The 15,029-nt window shown below is 59.4% G+C and carries 14 protein-coding genes; 12 read left to right on the top strand and 2 right to left on the bottom strand.

Going from position 1 to position 15,029, the window contains the following annotated elements:
• Positions 1-28: 28 nt before the first annotated feature.
• Together FHK95_RS13835 and FHK95_RS13830 are read right to left on the bottom strand one after the other, a co-directional pair.
• The gene (locus tag FHK95_RS13835; RefSeq protein ID WP_150305219.1) at positions 29-1,234 is read right to left on the bottom strand and encodes an acetyl-CoA acetyltransferase; all 1,206 of its coding nucleotides are present in this window, start codon (positions 1,232-1,234) and stop codon (positions 29-31) included.
• 14 nt (positions 1,235-1,248) lie between these two features.
• Positions 1,249-2,706, bottom strand: coding sequence for a 3-oxoacyl-[acyl-carrier-protein] synthase III C-terminal domain-containing protein (locus tag FHK95_RS13830; RefSeq protein WP_150305218.1), 1,458 nt, complete (start codon positions 2,704-2,706; stop codon positions 1,249-1,251).
• Between the two features lie 174 nt (positions 2,707-2,880).
• Between FHK95_RS13830 and FHK95_RS13825 the strand changes: the two genes are divergently transcribed.
• The 12 genes from FHK95_RS13825 to FHK95_RS13770 all read left to right on the top strand — a co-directional run bounded on the left by FHK95_RS13825 (position 2,881) and on the right by FHK95_RS13770 (position 14,917).
• Positions 2,881-3,696 (top strand): SDR family NAD(P)-dependent oxidoreductase, encoded by an 816-nt coding sequence (locus tag FHK95_RS13825; RefSeq protein WP_235906786.1) that lies wholly within the window; start codon positions 2,881-2,883, stop codon positions 3,694-3,696.
• 19 nt (positions 3,697-3,715) lie between these two features.
• Positions 3,716-4,525, top strand: a complete 810-nt coding sequence (locus tag FHK95_RS13820; protein ID WP_150305217.1) for an enoyl-CoA hydratase/isomerase family protein — start codon at positions 3,716-3,718, stop codon at positions 4,523-4,525.
• Positions 4,526-4,674: 149 nt separating this feature from the next.
• On the top strand, positions 4,675-5,553 hold the full coding sequence (locus FHK95_RS13815) for an SDR family oxidoreductase (protein ID WP_150305216.1): 879 nt from the start codon (positions 4,675-4,677) through the stop codon (positions 5,551-5,553).
• A gap of 29 nt (positions 5,554-5,582) precedes the next feature.
• The gene (locus FHK95_RS13810; protein ID WP_150305215.1) at positions 5,583-6,356 is read left to right on the top strand and encodes an SDR family NAD(P)-dependent oxidoreductase; all 774 of its coding nucleotides are present in this window, start codon (positions 5,583-5,585) and stop codon (positions 6,354-6,356) included.
• A gap of 13 nt (positions 6,357-6,369) precedes the next feature.
• A complete protein-coding gene (locus tag FHK95_RS13805; protein ID WP_150305214.1) occupies positions 6,370-7,221 on the top strand; it encodes a MaoC/PaaZ C-terminal domain-containing protein in 852 nt (283 codons plus the stop codon).
• A 39-nt stretch (positions 7,222-7,260) separates the two neighbouring features.
• Positions 7,261-9,069 (top strand): acyclic terpene utilization AtuA family protein, encoded by a 1,809-nt coding sequence (locus FHK95_RS13800; protein WP_150305213.1) that lies wholly within the window; start codon positions 7,261-7,263, stop codon positions 9,067-9,069.
• Positions 9,070-9,112: 43 nt separating this feature from the next.
• Positions 9,113-10,273: an acyl-CoA dehydrogenase family protein gene (locus FHK95_RS13795; protein WP_150305212.1), complete on the top strand. Its 1,161-nt coding sequence runs from the start codon at positions 9,113-9,115 to the stop codon at positions 10,271-10,273.
• Positions 10,274-10,297: 24 nt separating this feature from the next.
• The gene (locus FHK95_RS13790) at positions 10,298-10,864 is read left to right on the top strand and encodes a DUF2889 domain-containing protein (RefSeq protein WP_150305211.1); all 567 of its coding nucleotides are present in this window, start codon (positions 10,298-10,300) and stop codon (positions 10,862-10,864) included.
• A 135-nt stretch (positions 10,865-10,999) separates the two neighbouring features.
• Positions 11,000-11,779 carry a crotonase/enoyl-CoA hydratase family protein gene (locus FHK95_RS13785; RefSeq protein ID WP_150305210.1) on the top strand — a complete coding sequence of 260 codons (780 nt, stop codon included), beginning with the start codon at positions 11,000-11,002 and terminating at the stop codon, positions 11,777-11,779.
• 2 nt (positions 11,780-11,781) lie between these two features.
• Positions 11,782-12,954 carry an acyl-CoA dehydrogenase family protein gene (locus tag FHK95_RS13780; protein ID WP_150305209.1) on the top strand — a complete coding sequence of 391 codons (1,173 nt, stop codon included), beginning with the start codon at positions 11,782-11,784 and terminating at the stop codon, positions 12,952-12,954.
• Between the two features lie 14 nt (positions 12,955-12,968).
• A complete protein-coding gene (locus FHK95_RS13775; protein WP_178114794.1) occupies positions 12,969-14,048 on the top strand; it encodes an acyl-CoA dehydrogenase family protein in 1,080 nt (359 codons plus the stop codon).
• A gap of 68 nt (positions 14,049-14,116) precedes the next feature.
• The gene (locus tag FHK95_RS13770; protein WP_150305207.1) at positions 14,117-14,917 is read left to right on the top strand and encodes an enoyl-CoA hydratase-related protein; all 801 of its coding nucleotides are present in this window, start codon (positions 14,117-14,119) and stop codon (positions 14,915-14,917) included.
• The last annotated feature ends 112 nt before the right edge of the window (positions 14,918-15,029 follow it).

Raw genomic sequence — 15,029 nt, 5'->3', positions numbered from 1 at the left:
GAGAGATTCCGGTATAAGGATGGGTCATTCACTTGCCGGCGTAAAGGCCGAGGATGGAAACCGCTGCGATGCCGAGATAAGGCACCCCACCGAGGTTATGGGTCAGGCCGATGTCCGGATTGACCAGTTGCCGTTCTCCGGCCCGGCCCTGCAACTGGTTGTAGACCTCATAGGCCATGCGCAGCCCCGAGGCGGCAATCGGATGGCCGAAGCATTTGAGCCCACCATCCACTTGGCAGGGTAGGCCACCGTCCCGATCGAAGAAGCCATCGAGAATGTCGTGCACCGCACGACCGTCCGGGGAGATGAACAGGTCTTCCATGGTCGACAGCTCGGTGATGGAAAAACAATCGTGTACTTCCATCAGGCTCAGCTCGGAGCGTGGATCCTGGATTCCAGCTTCGGCATAGGCCTTTTGTGCCGCTGCCCTGGTGGTGCGTATATAGCTGCCGTCCCACTGTGAGGTGCCGGATTCGACACCGGAACTGATCGCCAGTTGAATGGACTTGATGGTGACCATGTCTTTGCGCCCTAAGGCACGAGCGATCTCGGGCGTGGTCACGATGGCTGCAGCTGCGCCATCACTAACACCGCAGCAATCGTAGAGGCCGAGTGGGTCCGCGATCATGGGGGCATTGAGAATCTGCTCCATACTGATTGCTTTACGCAGGTGAGCCTTCGGGCTGAGCAGTCCATTCTGGTGGCTTTTCCATGACACATGCGCCATTGCTCGTTTCAGGTCGTCTTTGCTGGTGCCATGTTTGGCCCGATAGCCAGCAGCCAATTGGGCGAAGCCCGCCGGGGTGGAGCCTAGCGGCAACCACAGATCATTGAAGGTGCCCTTGTAGACAAACGGCAATCCTCCGTAGCCGGTATCCTTGAGTTTCTCCGCGCCGATTGCCAAGGCGAAATCCACTGCGCCGCTGGCCACCGCATAGGCGGCGGCCCGCAGCACTTCGCTGCCAGTGGCGCACATGTTTTCCATGTGGCTCACTGGAATGCCGTCCAGACGCAGGGCCATGGAGGCGGGGATTGCTGAATTGCCGACACTGATGGGATCGGAGCAGGAGCCATACCAGGCCGCTTCTATCTGTTTGCGTTCAATGCCGGCATCTTGCAGGGCTTCTTCAAAGGCCTCCGCCATCAGTTCCGAAGGGCCAATATCCCAGCGTTCGCCGAATTTGGAACATCCCATGCCGATAATAGCGACTTTGTCCTTGATTCCTGTTGCCATGAAACTATGTCTCCTCAAGCTTGAATCGGTGTGGCTTTCCAGAAGTAGCGGGGATAACCACGGACCTTGTCCACATCCTTGATGCGGAACACCATCCGGAGCGGTGTCCCGACATCCAGTCCGGCGGCACCGACGTCGACCATCTCCATAAGCAGTCGGGCGCCCTGGTCGAATTGTACGAACCCCACATACAAGGGCGGAGCCGGATAATAGCTGAGCCAGTCGCCGGTAAAGGTCAAGACCTGGGCCGGTTCGTCGAACAGTGGTTGCGCCTCGAACTCCGCCCGGGAGGCATTACAAGCCGGGTTTACGCAGTACGGTAATTGTGGGAACTGAATAGTTCCGCAACCGTTGCAGCGGCCAGCAACGAAGCCAGGCAACTGATCGCTGGCGCGGTACTGTTCGGTAAGCGCGGTTTTGATCGATTTCTCAGCGCGCATGCCCCATTCCAGGTCAATGGCATTTTCGTAGGAGGCAAGGCGCAGATAGGCAACGTGATCCTGCGCATCGGCCAGCGCGCCACTCACGCCGCGTTGTGGCCTGAATGATCCGATGGCGTCGGTGGTGCGTAGCACCAGTACGTCCACGCCCTGGCCGAAACCGGCGAGGACGATGATCTGGTTCGGTTCGGCCCGCTCCAGGACATGGGCGAGCATGAGCAGACCATGGGCGCTGCCGCTGTAGCCGCAGTCGGCTTGTAGTTCATCGGCTTCGGCTTCCGCAGCAATACCGAGTTTCCTGATAACCGCCGTGGCGACCCCCTTGAACGGTGCAGCGAGGATGAAATGATTGACTTCAGTGGCGGAAATGTCGGCTTCTAGCAAGGTGGTCTCGACAGTGTCGACAACCAATTTCAAATAGCCTTCATCGCGGATCCAGCGCTCTTCCCAGTAATAGTCGTAACTGGCGCCCTCGCCCCGGAAGTGGTCGACGAACAATGCTGTACGGCTACTTGAGGCCAACAGAGTGGCGATCACCTTGTCGCTCCCGAGTGTAAAGGCTGCGGCGCTGGCACCAAAGCCAATTTCCTGACCGCTGGCGGGTTTGCCGCGGGGGCGGTCGCTGGCGATGAACAACGCTGGTGCGTTGCCTTGGCGCAAGGCGGCGATCAACCCGCTGGTGCCAGCTCGCTGTGAGTGTCCGACGTCGAGGGTACGAACCTCTGATGCAAGACCGAGAGCTCCGGCCACTATAGTGCTGTTCTGTAGATCGGCGAACGGGAGGGTGGTAGAGGCCAGGGTGATAGACGCTATGGTATCGCGCGGATGGTTTTCCAGTGCATCGCGGGCGGCTTCGACGGCCATAGTTATGCTGTCTTCATCCCAGCTGCAGAATGCCCGCCGGCCCTTGGCATGGGAGCGCAGCCCGGGGGCCATCCATTGATGCGCGGCGGCAATCGCCGAGCGTTGCATGCGCAATCGCGGAACATAGCCGCCAAAGCCGGTGATGCCGAATGATTGGGTCTTGGACATCAAAGTACCTGCTGGTTTGCTGTCGTTATTCCCTACAAGTTTCACCTTTCGCGGCGCTGCTGCGCATCGTCCAATCCGACATTTAGACCGTGGGCGAACAAGTTCCAGCAAGCAAGTGCTTATATCGCTTGCATGTCATCCCCCTTCTTTGTCGCTTTGGACGATTCCAAGTGCATGACGTTTATCTACTCTGAGTCACGAATTATTACTCGTGTCATCAACAATGGGAGACTGAGCAATATGACTCAGAAAGTAGCTTTTGTAAGTGGATCTGGGCGCGGTATTGGTCGGGCGATTGCAATTGCCCTTGCGGAAAGCGGTTATGCCGTTGCGGTCGGTGATCTGCGCGAACCAGAAGGTGGCGAGACGGCAGAGCTGATCCGCGGTGCCGGTGGGAAGGCATTGTTTGTGCAGCTCGATGTGGCTGACTCGGCTTCGGTCAGTGCTGCGATTATGCGTGTGCAGGATGAGCTGGGGCCGGTGGATGTACTGGTCAACAACGCTGGCTGGGATGAGCTAAAACCCTTTACCGCCACTGATGAGGCTTTCTGGCAGAAGGTCGTCGATATTAACTATCTGGGCACCTTGCGTCTGATTCACGCTGTGCTTCCCGGCATGCTGGAGCGGAAGTGGGGGCGAATCATTAGTATCAGTTCCGATGCTGCTCGTGTGGGGTCTTCGCTGGAGGCAGTTTATTCCGGCGCTAAAGGCGCGATTATTTCCTTCACCAAAACGTTGGCGCGTGAAGTGGCGCGCAAGGGTGTGACTGCTAACTCGGTCTGTCCCGGCCCGACACGCACTCCGGGCTTCGAGTCTGTCATGGATCCAACGAACGTCAAGGTGCTTGACGCCATGCTCAAGGCGGTTCCAATCGGACGTCTGGGCGAGCCGGAAGACATTGCTGCCGCTGTGGCCTATCTGGCCTCGGAGCGGGCTGGCTATGTGACCGGGCAAACATTGTCGGTCAGTGGTGGATTGACGATGGCCTGATCGCCCAAGGAGGTCATCAATGTCTGACAAACCTATTTCGCGGGGTGGCGGAGATGCGGTGCTTTATGCCCTAGACAGCCGGGGTGTGGTAACGATCTCTCTTAATCGTCCTGAAACGCGCAATGCCATTGACGATGTGATGATCGATGGCTTCCTGGAGGCGCTCGCATGGGTCGAGAACGAGCCGGCGGCACGCTGCGTCGTGCTCACCTCGACCCACGAGCGCGTCTTTTCCGCTGGAGGTGACCTCAAAGGGTTTGCTGTCGAGGAAGGGGCGCTTGCCAAGCATGCTCGCAACGGCCGCTTCCCTGGTGTAATTGAGGCGATGATGAGGCTCAAGGTCCCGCTGCTATGCGCATTGAATGGTCATGCTCTGGCGGGAGGCTTGGGGTTGGTGATGGCTTGTGATTTGGTGCTGGCCAAGGAAGGGGTTCGCATCGGCACGCCGGAAATCAATGTAGGTGTATTTCCCTTCATGATTTCAACGCTGATGCTGCGCAATATTCCGCGTAAGCGGGTCGCCGAGCTGGTCTTCCTGGGTGACCAGCTGAGCGCTGAGGAGGCTCAGGAGATTGGTATCGTCAATCGAGTCGTTGCCGCCGATCAATTCTCTGACACGGTAGCCCACTGGTCACAACGGCTGGCTGCGAAGTCTCCATTAATGCTCAAGCTAGGCAAGCGAGCGTTATTCGAGACCCAGGATCTGCCGCTGCAAGGTGCACTCATCTTACTGCAGCAGTATCTGACGCTGGCCCAGGGTACATCTGATGTAAAGGAAGGGGTGGCGGCTTTTATGGAGAAGCGCCCCCCGGTCTGGCGTGGCGAGTAAAAGTGGCATTGAAGAGTGTCGCTTTCGACGATGGAACCCCTAGTACTTGTTGGCAATATGGTTTCCAAACGAGGGTGCTGTTGCGCTGCCTGTCGTGAATTGATCCATCGAACTGGTGCCACCATCAGGTGGTTTGTGGAGAAGAATAAATGAGTGCAAGTTCATATCGTTCAGTTTTTCGTTCCGGCCTCTTCGCCGGTCAGGTAGCCATCGTTACGGGCGGAGGGAGCGGCATTGGGCGCTGCACTGCTCATGAGTTGGCGTCTCTCGGAGCGAAAATCGCCATTGTCGGACGCGACAAGAACAAGTTGGAGAGCGTTCGAGCCGAGTTGCTGGAAAGTGGCGCGGAAGCTGAAAGCTATGTGTGTGACATCCGTAACGAGGAAGGCGTGCGGGGAATGGTCGCGGAGATAATCGCACGCTTCGGTCGCATCGATCATCTGGTCAACAATGCTGGCGGGCAATATGCGACGCCATTGGAACATATTTCCAAGAAGGGATGGGAGGCAGTGATCAGCTCCAATCTGACCGGTGGTTTTCTGATGGCTCGGGAGTGCTATCTGCAATGGATGCAGGAGCACGGCGGAGCGATCGTCAATATGGCCGCAGACATGTGGAATGGCATGCCTCAGATGGCTCATTCCGGGGCGGCTCGTGCAGGCATGGTCAACTTTACCATGACTGCCGCGTTGGAGTGGGGGGCTGCCAACGTACGCGTTAACGCCGTGGCGCCAGGTCTGGTGTTCTCCTCTGGAGTGGACACCTATCCACCGGAAATCCAGGAGCGGCTATTGCGCTTCAAAGAGGACGTGCCGCTTGGGCGTACCGGCACTGAGGCGGAGGTCTCATCGGCCATTGTTTTCCTGCTCTCTGAAGGGGCAGCCTATATATCCGGTACGACCATCTGCATCGATGGCGCTTTCGCCATGGCCACACCCAACTACACGTTGCCGACCAGGACGTCGCAATCGCCGGTGTACGACGGTTTTCATCTGTCAGTCCCGCCCGCCTTGGTAAGCACTCGATGAGTAATGTCAACCCATGTGTAGGAGCGTTCATGATTAATCCCATGAGTTTGGCTGGTGAAACCATCGTTATTACTGGAGCTGCTCAGGGTATTGGCAAGGCGGTTGCGGATCTGGCCTATAACCTGGGTGCCTCGGTGGTGTTGATTGACCTGCAGGAGGACGCTCTGGAGGTGGCTGCCAGCGATTATGCCGCCGAGCGGGTGCTGACCTGCGCCGGCAGTGTCGGTGACGCTAACTTTATCAAGGTAGCGTTCGACTGCGCCGTCGAGCGTTTTGGCACCTTGAATGGGTTGGTCAACAGTGCCGGCATCATCCGTCCGGCGATGATTGAAAATATGACGGAGGAGCAGTGGCGACAGGTCATCGATGTCAACCTCACTGGCAGTTACTACTGTGTCCAAGCCTTCGGGCGTATCGCTTTGGAGCAGGCGAAGGCCGGTCATTCAGCGCGTCGCTCCATTGTCAATATTTCCTCTGATGCTGGGCGCATGGGCACCATAGGACAGATCAATTATAGCGCTGCCAAATCGGGCCTGTTCGGTATCACCATGAGCGCCGCTCGCGAATGGGCCAAGCATGACATCCGCTCCAATGCCATCTGCTTTGGCGTGGTTGAAACGACAATGACCGAGACCGTGCGTGGGAAGAAGTTCCGCGAAGGACTGCTGGCACGTATCCCAATGGCACGCTGGTCGTCCGTGGAGGAAGCTGCACAGCCGATCTGTTTCTTCTTGTCTGCAGCTTCGTCGTACATCACAGGCCAAGTGATCTCCGTTGATGGCGGCGGATTCATGAGCGCATGAGAGAGGGAAGGACATGAACGTCGATTGTCTGCTCAAGTGGCCGTTCCAGGATGTATGGGAGACCTATACGGTGCGGGATAGTCTGCTGTATGCCCTCAGTGTCGGTTTCGGCAGCGACCCGACCGACGCGGAGCAATTGCGCTATGTATTCGAAAAGGACCAGCGGGTGGTGCCCAGTCTGGCTGTGGTGCTGGGGCATCCAGGCCCCTATGTGACCGATCCTGCCGCAGGCATCGACTTTCGCAAGATCGTCTATGCCGAGCAGTCGATGGAGCTGCCGCGGCCTCTACCACCAGCGGCAACCGTAAGGGCACGCGAGCGCGTCGTCGCGATCCTCGACAAAGGCCTGGACAAGGGCACCCTGCTGCGCACCGAACGGACCATTTTCGACGACGCCAGTGGAGAGCTGCTGGCGGTGTTGCACGCCACTCTGATGTGCCGGGGCGATGGTGGCAACGGCGTGTCCCACGGAGAAGCCAGTCCGACGCATCGTATGCCGGATGAAGAACCGCAGCGAATAGTTGAGATGGTGACGCTGCCCCAGGCGGCATTGCTCTACCGTCTCAACGGCGACACCAACCCGCTGCATGCCGATCCCGAACTGGCCCACCGTGCCGGTTTCGAGCGACCGATTCTACATGGGCTGTGCAGCTATGGCCTGGCGGTCAACATGCTGCTCAAGACCTGGTGCGAGTACGACGCGACGCGCATCACCAGTGTTCGCGCCCGCTTTTCGGCCCCGGTGTACCCGGGGGAGACGCTGATTTTCGAGACCTGGCGTGATGGGCAGACGCTGTCCTTCCGGGCTTTGAGCAAGGAGCGTGGGGTGAAGGTTCTGGACAACGGCTATGCCCTGCTGCGCTGACAACCGGCGCACGCAACTGAATGGATGGAGAACTGACTGATGAACGATCGCATCGTGCGAATCGGCGGCGCCTCGGGTTTCTGGGGGGATAGTGCGGAAGCCGCACCGCAGCTGGTCAAGAGCGGCAATCTGGATTACCTGACTTTCGATTACCTGGCGGAACTGACCATGTCGATCCTGTCGCGCGCACGCGCCCAGGACCCGGCGGCGGGCTATGCCCGAGATTTCGTCGAGGTAGCCATGGCCAGTGTGTTGCGTGAGGTAGTCGATAAAGGCATCAAGGTGTTGAGCAATGCTGGCGGCGTCAACCCGCGTGCCTGTGCCGAGGCGCTGCAACGCTTAGCGCAGGCGCAGGGGCTGGCGTTGAAGATCGCGGTGGTGGAGGGTGACGATGCTCTCTCCAGGCTCGACGAGTTTCGTGCAGAGGATGTGCGCGACATCCACTCGGGCCAGCCATTGCCGGCCAGGGTGATGAGCGCAAATGCCTATCTGGGCGCCTTACCGATCGTCGAGGCACTGCAACAAGGTGCGCAGGTGGTGATCACCGGTCGCTGTGTGGATAGCGCACTGCCACTGGCGGCATTGATGCACGAGTTCGGCTGGTCGGCACAGGAGTATGACCTGCTGGCCGCTGGCAGCCTGGCCGGACACTTGATCGAGTGCGGCCCCCAGGCCACCGGCGGGCTGTTCACTGACTGGGAGATGGTGGAAGGCTGGGACAACATAGGTTATCCGATCATCGAATGCAGCGCCGACGGCAGTTTCGTGCTGACCAAACCAGCTGGCACCGGCGGCTTGGTCTCGCCGGCAACCGTCGGCGAGCAGATGCTCTATGAGATTGGTGATCCCGCAGATTACCTGTTGCCTGATGTGCGTTGTGACTTCACTGCCGTGCGCATGACCGCGGTTGGTCCCGATCGGGTGCTGGTCGAAGGGGCCAGGGGGCAGGCGCCCAGCCCCAGCTACAAGGTCTCCGCCACCTATGCCGACGGCTGGCGCTGCGTTGCCAATATCACCCTGATTGGTGGGCTTGCGGAGCGCAAGGCACAGCGGGTCAGCGAGGCGATTCTTGCCCGTACGCGACGCATGCTCGGCGAGCGTGGGTTGGACGACTACAGCCTAGTGTATTCCGAGGTGCTTGGCACCGAGGCAAGCTTCGGCCCGCACTCGCGGGTTGCTACTAACCGAGAGGTGGTGCTGCGTCTGGTGGTGGAGCACAAGGATCGCAACGCGCTGGAGCTGTTCGCCGCCGAACTTGCGCCCGGCGGTGTTTCCTGGGCGCCCGGCATGACCAGCATCGGTGGCGGTCGGCCAAGACCTTCGCCGATCGTCAAACTGTTTTCCTTCCTGGCGCCGAAAACGCAATTCCAGGCCCAAGTATGGATAAACGATGAGTGCTGGTCAGTGGCTATTCCCGCGGTTCCGCAGGTGGCGACGCAGGCTTGTCCGCCTACAACCTATACCGAACTTCCGACGGGGGCAGAGGTGGGAGCAGTAGTGGTGGAGGTGCCCCTCTTGCGCATCGCCCACGGCCGCAGCGGCGACAAGGGCAACAGTGTGAACATCGGCATCATTGCCCGCGAGCCGAAGTGGCTCGGGGTGTTACGCGACCAGCTGACGGTGGAACGGGTACGTGAGTATTTCGGTCATTTTGTCGAGGGGCAGGTAAGCCGATTCGATGTGCCAGGCATCGCCGCCTTCAACTTCCTGCTGCAAGGCGCGCTGGCCGGTGGCGGTATGGCTTCGCCGCGCAGTGATCCATTGGGCAAAGCCTTCGCCCAGATGCTGCTGGATATGCCGATACGGGTTCCAGTGAAGCTTCTAGAATCGCCATCAGCCGCTGAATGACAGCGGCTGGAAAAACAAAAAATCACTTATTGAGGAATACACAATGGACTTTTCGTTGAATGATGATCAGCGGGCTATTGAAGAAGCCATCGGTGCCATCTGCGATGCCTATGACGCCAATTACTGGCTGCGCGCCGAGAACGAAAAGCGCTTTCCCCAGGAGTTCGTTGACGATCTTGTAAAAGCTGGCTGGATGGGCGTGACCATGCCCCAGGAATATGGCGGAGCCGGTTTGGGCATCACCGAGGCAGCAATCATCATCAAGCGCATTTCGCGATTGGGCGCAAACGCCTCCTCGGCGGTGCACATCAATATGTTCGGGCCGCATCCGGTGGTGGTGTTCGGCACGGCGGAGCAGAAGGCGCGATTCCTGCCGCCGCTGATTGCAGGCAAGGATCGCACTTGCTTCGGCGTCACCGAACCCAACGTCGGGCTCGACACCACTCATATTAAGACCTTCGCCGAGCGTAAGGGTGACCGCTATGTGGTCCATGGTTCCAAGGTATGGATCTCCACTGCGCAGATTGCCAACAAGATCCTGCTGGTTACCCGCACCACCAAGTTCGAGGACGCGAAGCGACCCACCGACGGCCTGACTCTGTTCTATACCGACCTGGACCGCAGCAAGGTCACGGTGCGGGAGATTCCCAAGATGGGCCGCAACGCCGTTGACTCCAACGAGCTGTTCATCGATGGCCTGGAGATTCCGGTCGAGGATCGCATCGGTGAGGAGGGAAAAGGCTTCGAGTATCTGTTGCATGGCCTGAATCCGGAGCGGGTGTTGATCGCCGGGACCAATATCGGCGCCGGCCAGGCGGTGATCGACATGGCAGCCCAGTACGCCAAGGAACGTATCGTGTTCGGTCGCCCGATCGGCAAGAACCAAGGTATCCAGCATCCGCTGGCGGATTGCTGGATCCGCTTGCAGGCGGCGGAAACCATGATGTTCAAGGCGGCAAGCCTATATGACCAGGGAAAGCCCTGCGGGCTCGAGGCCAATATGGCGAAGTACTTGGGCGGTGATGCTTACTTCGAGTCGGCGGCGCGCGCGGTGCGTACCCACGGTGGCTTCGGTTACGCCAAGGAGTTCCATGTCGAGCGCTACTACCGCGAAGCGATCATGGGACTGATTGGTCCGGTCAGCCACGAGCTGGTGCTGTGCCATATCGCTGAGCGGGCGCTGGGCCTGCCGAAATCCTATTGAGCTGGCCATCGGCGAGGAGGGGGCATGGACTTCAGTCAGCCGGTGAAGAGGGCGTTGTTGCATCGCCGTGACATTCGTTGCGAAGGTTACGAGCGCGAAGACGGTCTGTGGGATATCGAGGCGAGTTTGCTCGATATCCGCTCCTCACCCGTGCCGCTGCCCTTCGGTTCCACCCTGGCCCCGAATGAGCCCCTTCATCAGATGGGACTGCGCATCACGGTGGACCGGGATGCGATCATCCGCGCAATCGAAGCGCTGACCGCTCATGGGCCTTCACCAGAATGCCGGGATATCGCCGGGGCTTACCGGCAACTGCTCGGACTGCGCATCGGTACAGGCTTCTCCGCCGAGGTGAAGCGGCTGTTCGCCGGACGCCTGGGCTGTACGCACCTGAGCGACCTGCTCGGTCCGTTGGCGACCACTGCGATGCAGACCCTGTGGGCGGCGCAGATTCGCAATGCGGCGCAGGGTGTCGAGGTGCCGATCAGTATCCGCAAGCCGGAAAAGCTGATCGACAGCTGCCATGCGTTCCGTAGCGATGGCGATATCGCCCGTGTGCACTGGCCCGATTCCTACACCGGCAAAAAATGAGCATAGGGCCGCTATGGCAAGTATGTCGCTTTGGACGATGGTGGGTTGAGGGCAATAAAGCAGAATGGTCCTTGAGTCGCTGGCCCGGGCTTGTCCAGGGCTTGATTCGGATTCCACTGAGAGGAAAAGCTTAAGATGAATGCTTCCGTACTTGACGATGCTCCAGTCTGTGTGACACGTGATGATGGTATTTTGATCGTTCGTCTCAACCGGCCGGCGGAAAGCAACGCAGTGAATGGAGCCCTGGCATGCGTTGTCTCCGCTGCCATGGATGAACTCGATAATGATCCGTCGTTGCGCATTGGCGTGATCACCGGTAGCAGCAAAGCCTTTTGCGCCGGGATGGATCTCAAGGCCTATCTGCAAAACGATGTACCGGCCACGGAGCGCGGGTTTGCCGGAATTACACGTAAACCACCGGAAAAGCCGCTGATCGCGGCAATCGAAGGCTTCGCCGTGGCTGGCGGACTTGAGATAGCTTTATCTTGTGATCTGATTGTGGCGGCACGGGGTGCCAAACTGGGTGTGCCGGAACCCAAGCGTGGACTGGTGGCGGCGGCGGGCGGCCTGATCCGCCTGCCCAAGCGTATTCCTTATCAGGTCGCGATGTATCTGGCTATTACTGGTGATTACATCGACGCCGAACGTGCCTACGAAATCGGCTTGGTGAACGAGCTGTGCGAACCTGGCCAAGCGCTGGAACGGGCATTGCTGCTGGCGCGGCGGGTGGCGGACAACGCGCCGCTGGCCGTCCGGGCGTCCAAGGCCATCGTGCGTGGGGCACTGGATTTGGATGAAGAGGGCGGTTGGGAGCTGCAGGATCGGCTAGGCCTGCCAGCCCTCGACACCGAGGATGCGCGCGAGGGTGCCAGCGCCTTCGCTGAAAAGCGCCAGCCAGTCTGGAAGGGGCGCTGATCATGGATTTCCGAGATTCGCGGGTGGATGCCCTCTTTCGTGATGAAGTACGAACCTGGCTGGAAAGGGAAGTGCCTGTCCTCGGACAGGCACCGGACAGGCTGGAGGAACGCGTTGAATGGTGGCGGCCCTGGCAGCGTCGGCTGCACGATGCTGGTTATGCGGGCCTGGCCTGGCCGCGTGAGTATGGCGGGCGTGGGGCGAGCGTGTTGCAGCAAGCCATCTTCTATGAGGAGTGCGACCGCGCCGGGGCGCCCGATCGGCTCGATGTGATCAGTGCCGGATTTGCCGGACCGACGCTGATTGAGCATGGCACTAGCACTCAGAAAAACCGTTTCCTCGACCGCATCCTGACCGGCGAAGATCTCTGGTGCCAGCTCTTTTCCGAGCCGGGGGCCGGTTCCGACCTTGCCTCGCTGACCACTCGTGCTGTGCGTGACGGGGGGGGCTGGCGCATTCACGGCCAGAAGGTTTGGACCAGCGCTGCCCAAGTGGCCGAATATGCCATTCTGCTGGCGCGTACCGGTGAAGGTGAACGGCACCGTGGGATCAGCTTTTTTATCCTGCCCATGCGCCAATCTGGCGTCGAGGTGCGACCGTTACGGCAGATGCTGGGCGGCGCTGAGTTCAACGAGGTGTTTCTCGATGGTGCTTATGTGCCGGATGAGCTTCTTGTAGGCCCGCTGGGTGGAGGCTGGAAGGTCGCAATGTCGACGTTGGGTTACGAGCGCGCGGCAATCGCCACCGGCCGGGTTAATACCTTACGCCTTCTCAAAGAGCTGATAGCGCTAGTCAAGAACACCAAGGACCCTGATGGGCGTGCCCTGGGCCAGGACGCTTTCATACGTCAAAAAGTGGCCGAGCTTTACGGGCGGATGACGCTGCAGCGTATTACCGGCAAACGCATTCTGAGCACCCTCGCGGAAGGTGGGGCGCCTGGCCCGGAGGCTTCAACAGCCAAGCTGTTCATTACGCCGTTGGTTGAGGATATCTGCGATTTCGCGCTTTCGGTGATCGGAATCGAAGGTCAGGAGGAACCCAATGATGCGGATCCTGCCAGGGCCAGATGGTTGCGGCTGGCTTACCAGGCCCGTGGAACGAGCATTGCCGGTGGGACCACGTTCATTCAGCGTAACATCTTGGCTGAGCGTGTTCTTGGAATGAAGCGCGACTGATGGGGCGAACGACGATGCGATTTGCTTTCAGCGAAGAACAGGAAATGCTGCACGACATGATTCATGCCGCTTTGCAGCGCGAGGCGGGGCTGGACAAGGTTCGGTGCTGGGTCGAGGGCGAGAACCTGTTGCCATTCGATGAGTTTGTGGCACGCAATGCCTGGGCGGGTATCGGCGTTGGGGAGGAGGTGGGTGGCCAGGGGGGCGGCCTGATTGAGCAGACACTGATGTTCGAGGTGTTGGGTCGCAGCGTCGCGCCGAGCGGGAGTTTGCTCGCCGGAGCGGGTGTCTTGGGATTTGCCTCGCGTATTCCAGATGGTGTTGAACAGCTGCATGGGCTGCTTGAGGGCAAGGCGACGGTTGCTCTGTGCGTCAATGCTGGTAGGCCCGCCGATCAGGGGGCAAGCCAGGTTCAGGTAAGCGGGGAGTGTCTGTCCGGCATCGTGCCGATGGTGCTGGAAGCCCCTGGTGCTAGCCAGTTGCTGGTGCCCATCCCGGCCGACGATGGTTTGGAGCTCTGGCTGTTGCCGGCAGATGCGCCTGGAGTCGAGATTCGGTCGCGACGCCTGATCGACCGTACCCGCCGCTTCGGCGATGTACACCTGCAGGATGTCCAAGCCAGGCACCTGGGTCGTTTGCCGCGGGATGCAGCGCGGGAAGTCAACGCCGTCATGGCGCTGCTGATCGCTGCGGAGTCCCTCGGCGCGGCGCGGCGCATGCTCGATATGACTGTCGAGTACGTCGGCCAGCGGGTCCAGTTCGGCGTAGTGGTCGGTTCGTTCCAGGCAGTCAAGCATGCGGCCGCCGAAATTCTGGTTGAACTTGAAGCTGCTCATTCGGGCATCTATTACGCAGCCTGGGCCTTGCAGGAAGGTCAGGAGGACGGTGTGCAACAAGCTTGGATAGCCAAGGCGTTCGCTACTGACGCCGCTGTGCGTACGGCCGATCGGGCGCTGATGTTACATGGTGCCATTGGCTACACCTGGGAGCATGATCTGCAACTGTTCTACAAGCGCGTCAAGCTCAATCAGGAATTGCTGGGCTCTGCGCGTACTTACCGGGAACGGTTGGCCGATGCGCTGCAGCTGCACTAAGCGCTGTTCCCATCACTCCGCCGGGCCTTCAGCGCGGCATCTACTAGACGAATGAAAGAGGAAACACCATGGAGTTCCAGGATATCAGTTACGAAGTCGATAACGGTCTGGCCACCATTACCATCAACCGTGAGAAACGCTTGAATGCATTTCGCGCTGAGACAGTGGATGAGCTGGTCAAATGCTTCAAACGCGCGTGGGCTGACCCCGAGGTTGGTGTTGTCTGCCTCACTGGTGCCGGTGACCGCGCCTTTTGTGCCGGGGGGGACCAGAAGGAGCGGGCCGAGACGGGCAGCTACGGTCAGTCGGAAAGCGGACTGTTTGAAATTCTCGCCCTGCAGCGGGTCATCCGTGATATCCCCAAACCGGTAATTGCTGCTGTCAATGGCCTCGCCATCGGCGGCGGGCACGTACTGCATGTATTGTGCGATATGTCCATCGCCGCCGAACACGCGCGCTTCGGCCAGAATGGTCCGCGCGTTGGCTCTTTTGACGCTGGTTGGGGCACCGGCATATTGGCGCGTATCGTCGGTGAGAAACGCGCCCGGGAAATCTGGTTCATGTGCCGCCAATACGATGCCGCCACTGCGGAGCGCTGGGGGCTGGTTAATGCTGTGGTCCCTGCCGATCAGCTGAAATCGGAAGTACGTAAATGGGCTGATGAAATGCTGGTGATGTCACCCACTGCGCTGCGTTTCCTGAAACAATCATTGAATACTGATACCGAACATTTCGTCGCTACCGGCAGTGTGGCCTCCACAGGTCTGCTCAACTTCGGCGATACACCGGAAGCCAAGGAGGGTGTGACGGCCTTCGCAGAGAAGCGCGCCCCGAACTTTGGCCAGTACCGGGACCGGGTTTCGGTATAACTGAACCCGTTTCTCGGGACTGCTTTGAGCGGTCTCTCCGGACCGGGATCGACTTCCGGTCCAAGATCATGGATGTGCCGCTCATTTCGGTGAAGACAATCAGATAAGAACA

The sequence above is a fragment of the Pseudomonas saliphila genome (genome assembly GCF_008638345.1).
Lineage (GTDB): Bacteria > Pseudomonadota > Gammaproteobacteria > Pseudomonadales > Pseudomonadaceae > Halopseudomonas > Halopseudomonas saliphila.
This window is presented reverse-complemented; position numbering and strand designations above follow the sequence as displayed.

Excerpts from the sequence above, each read along its gene's own strand:
- FHK95_RS13825 (WP_235906786.1), top strand. The coding sequence starts at position 2,881 with ATGACGTTTATCTACTCTGAGTCACGAATTATTACTCGTGTCATCAAC.
- FHK95_RS13780 (WP_150305209.1), top strand. The coding sequence starts at position 11,782 with ATGGATTTCCGAGATTCGCGGGTGGATGCCCTCTTTCGTGATGAAGTA.
- FHK95_RS13800 (WP_150305213.1), top strand. The coding sequence starts at position 7,261 with ATGAACGATCGCATCGTGCGAATCGGCGGCGCCTCGGGTTTCTGGGGG.
- FHK95_RS13770 (WP_150305207.1), top strand. The coding sequence starts at position 14,117 with ATGGAGTTCCAGGATATCAGTTACGAAGTCGATAACGGTCTGGCCACC.
- FHK95_RS13810 (WP_150305215.1), top strand. The coding sequence starts at position 5,583 with ATGATTAATCCCATGAGTTTGGCTGGTGAAACCATCGTTATTACTGGA.
- FHK95_RS13785 (WP_150305210.1), top strand. The coding sequence starts at position 11,000 with ATGAATGCTTCCGTACTTGACGATGCTCCAGTCTGTGTGACACGTGAT.
- FHK95_RS13775 (WP_178114794.1), top strand. The coding sequence starts at position 12,969 with ATGCGATTTGCTTTCAGCGAAGAACAGGAAATGCTGCACGACATGATT.
- FHK95_RS13835 (WP_150305219.1), bottom strand. The coding sequence starts at position 1,234 with ATGGCAACAGGAATCAAGGACAAAGTCGCTATTATCGGCATGGGATGT.
- FHK95_RS13815 (WP_150305216.1), top strand. The coding sequence starts at position 4,675 with ATGAGTGCAAGTTCATATCGTTCAGTTTTTCGTTCCGGCCTCTTCGCC.
- FHK95_RS13805 (WP_150305214.1), top strand. The coding sequence starts at position 6,370 with ATGAACGTCGATTGTCTGCTCAAGTGGCCGTTCCAGGATGTATGGGAG.
- FHK95_RS13795 (WP_150305212.1), top strand. The coding sequence starts at position 9,113 with ATGGACTTTTCGTTGAATGATGATCAGCGGGCTATTGAAGAAGCCATC.
- FHK95_RS13790 (WP_150305211.1), top strand. The coding sequence starts at position 10,298 with ATGGACTTCAGTCAGCCGGTGAAGAGGGCGTTGTTGCATCGCCGTGAC.
- FHK95_RS13820 (WP_150305217.1), top strand. The coding sequence starts at position 3,716 with ATGTCTGACAAACCTATTTCGCGGGGTGGCGGAGATGCGGTGCTTTAT.
- FHK95_RS13830 (WP_150305218.1), bottom strand. The coding sequence starts at position 2,706 with ATGTCCAAGACCCAATCATTCGGCATCACCGGCTTTGGCGGCTATGTT.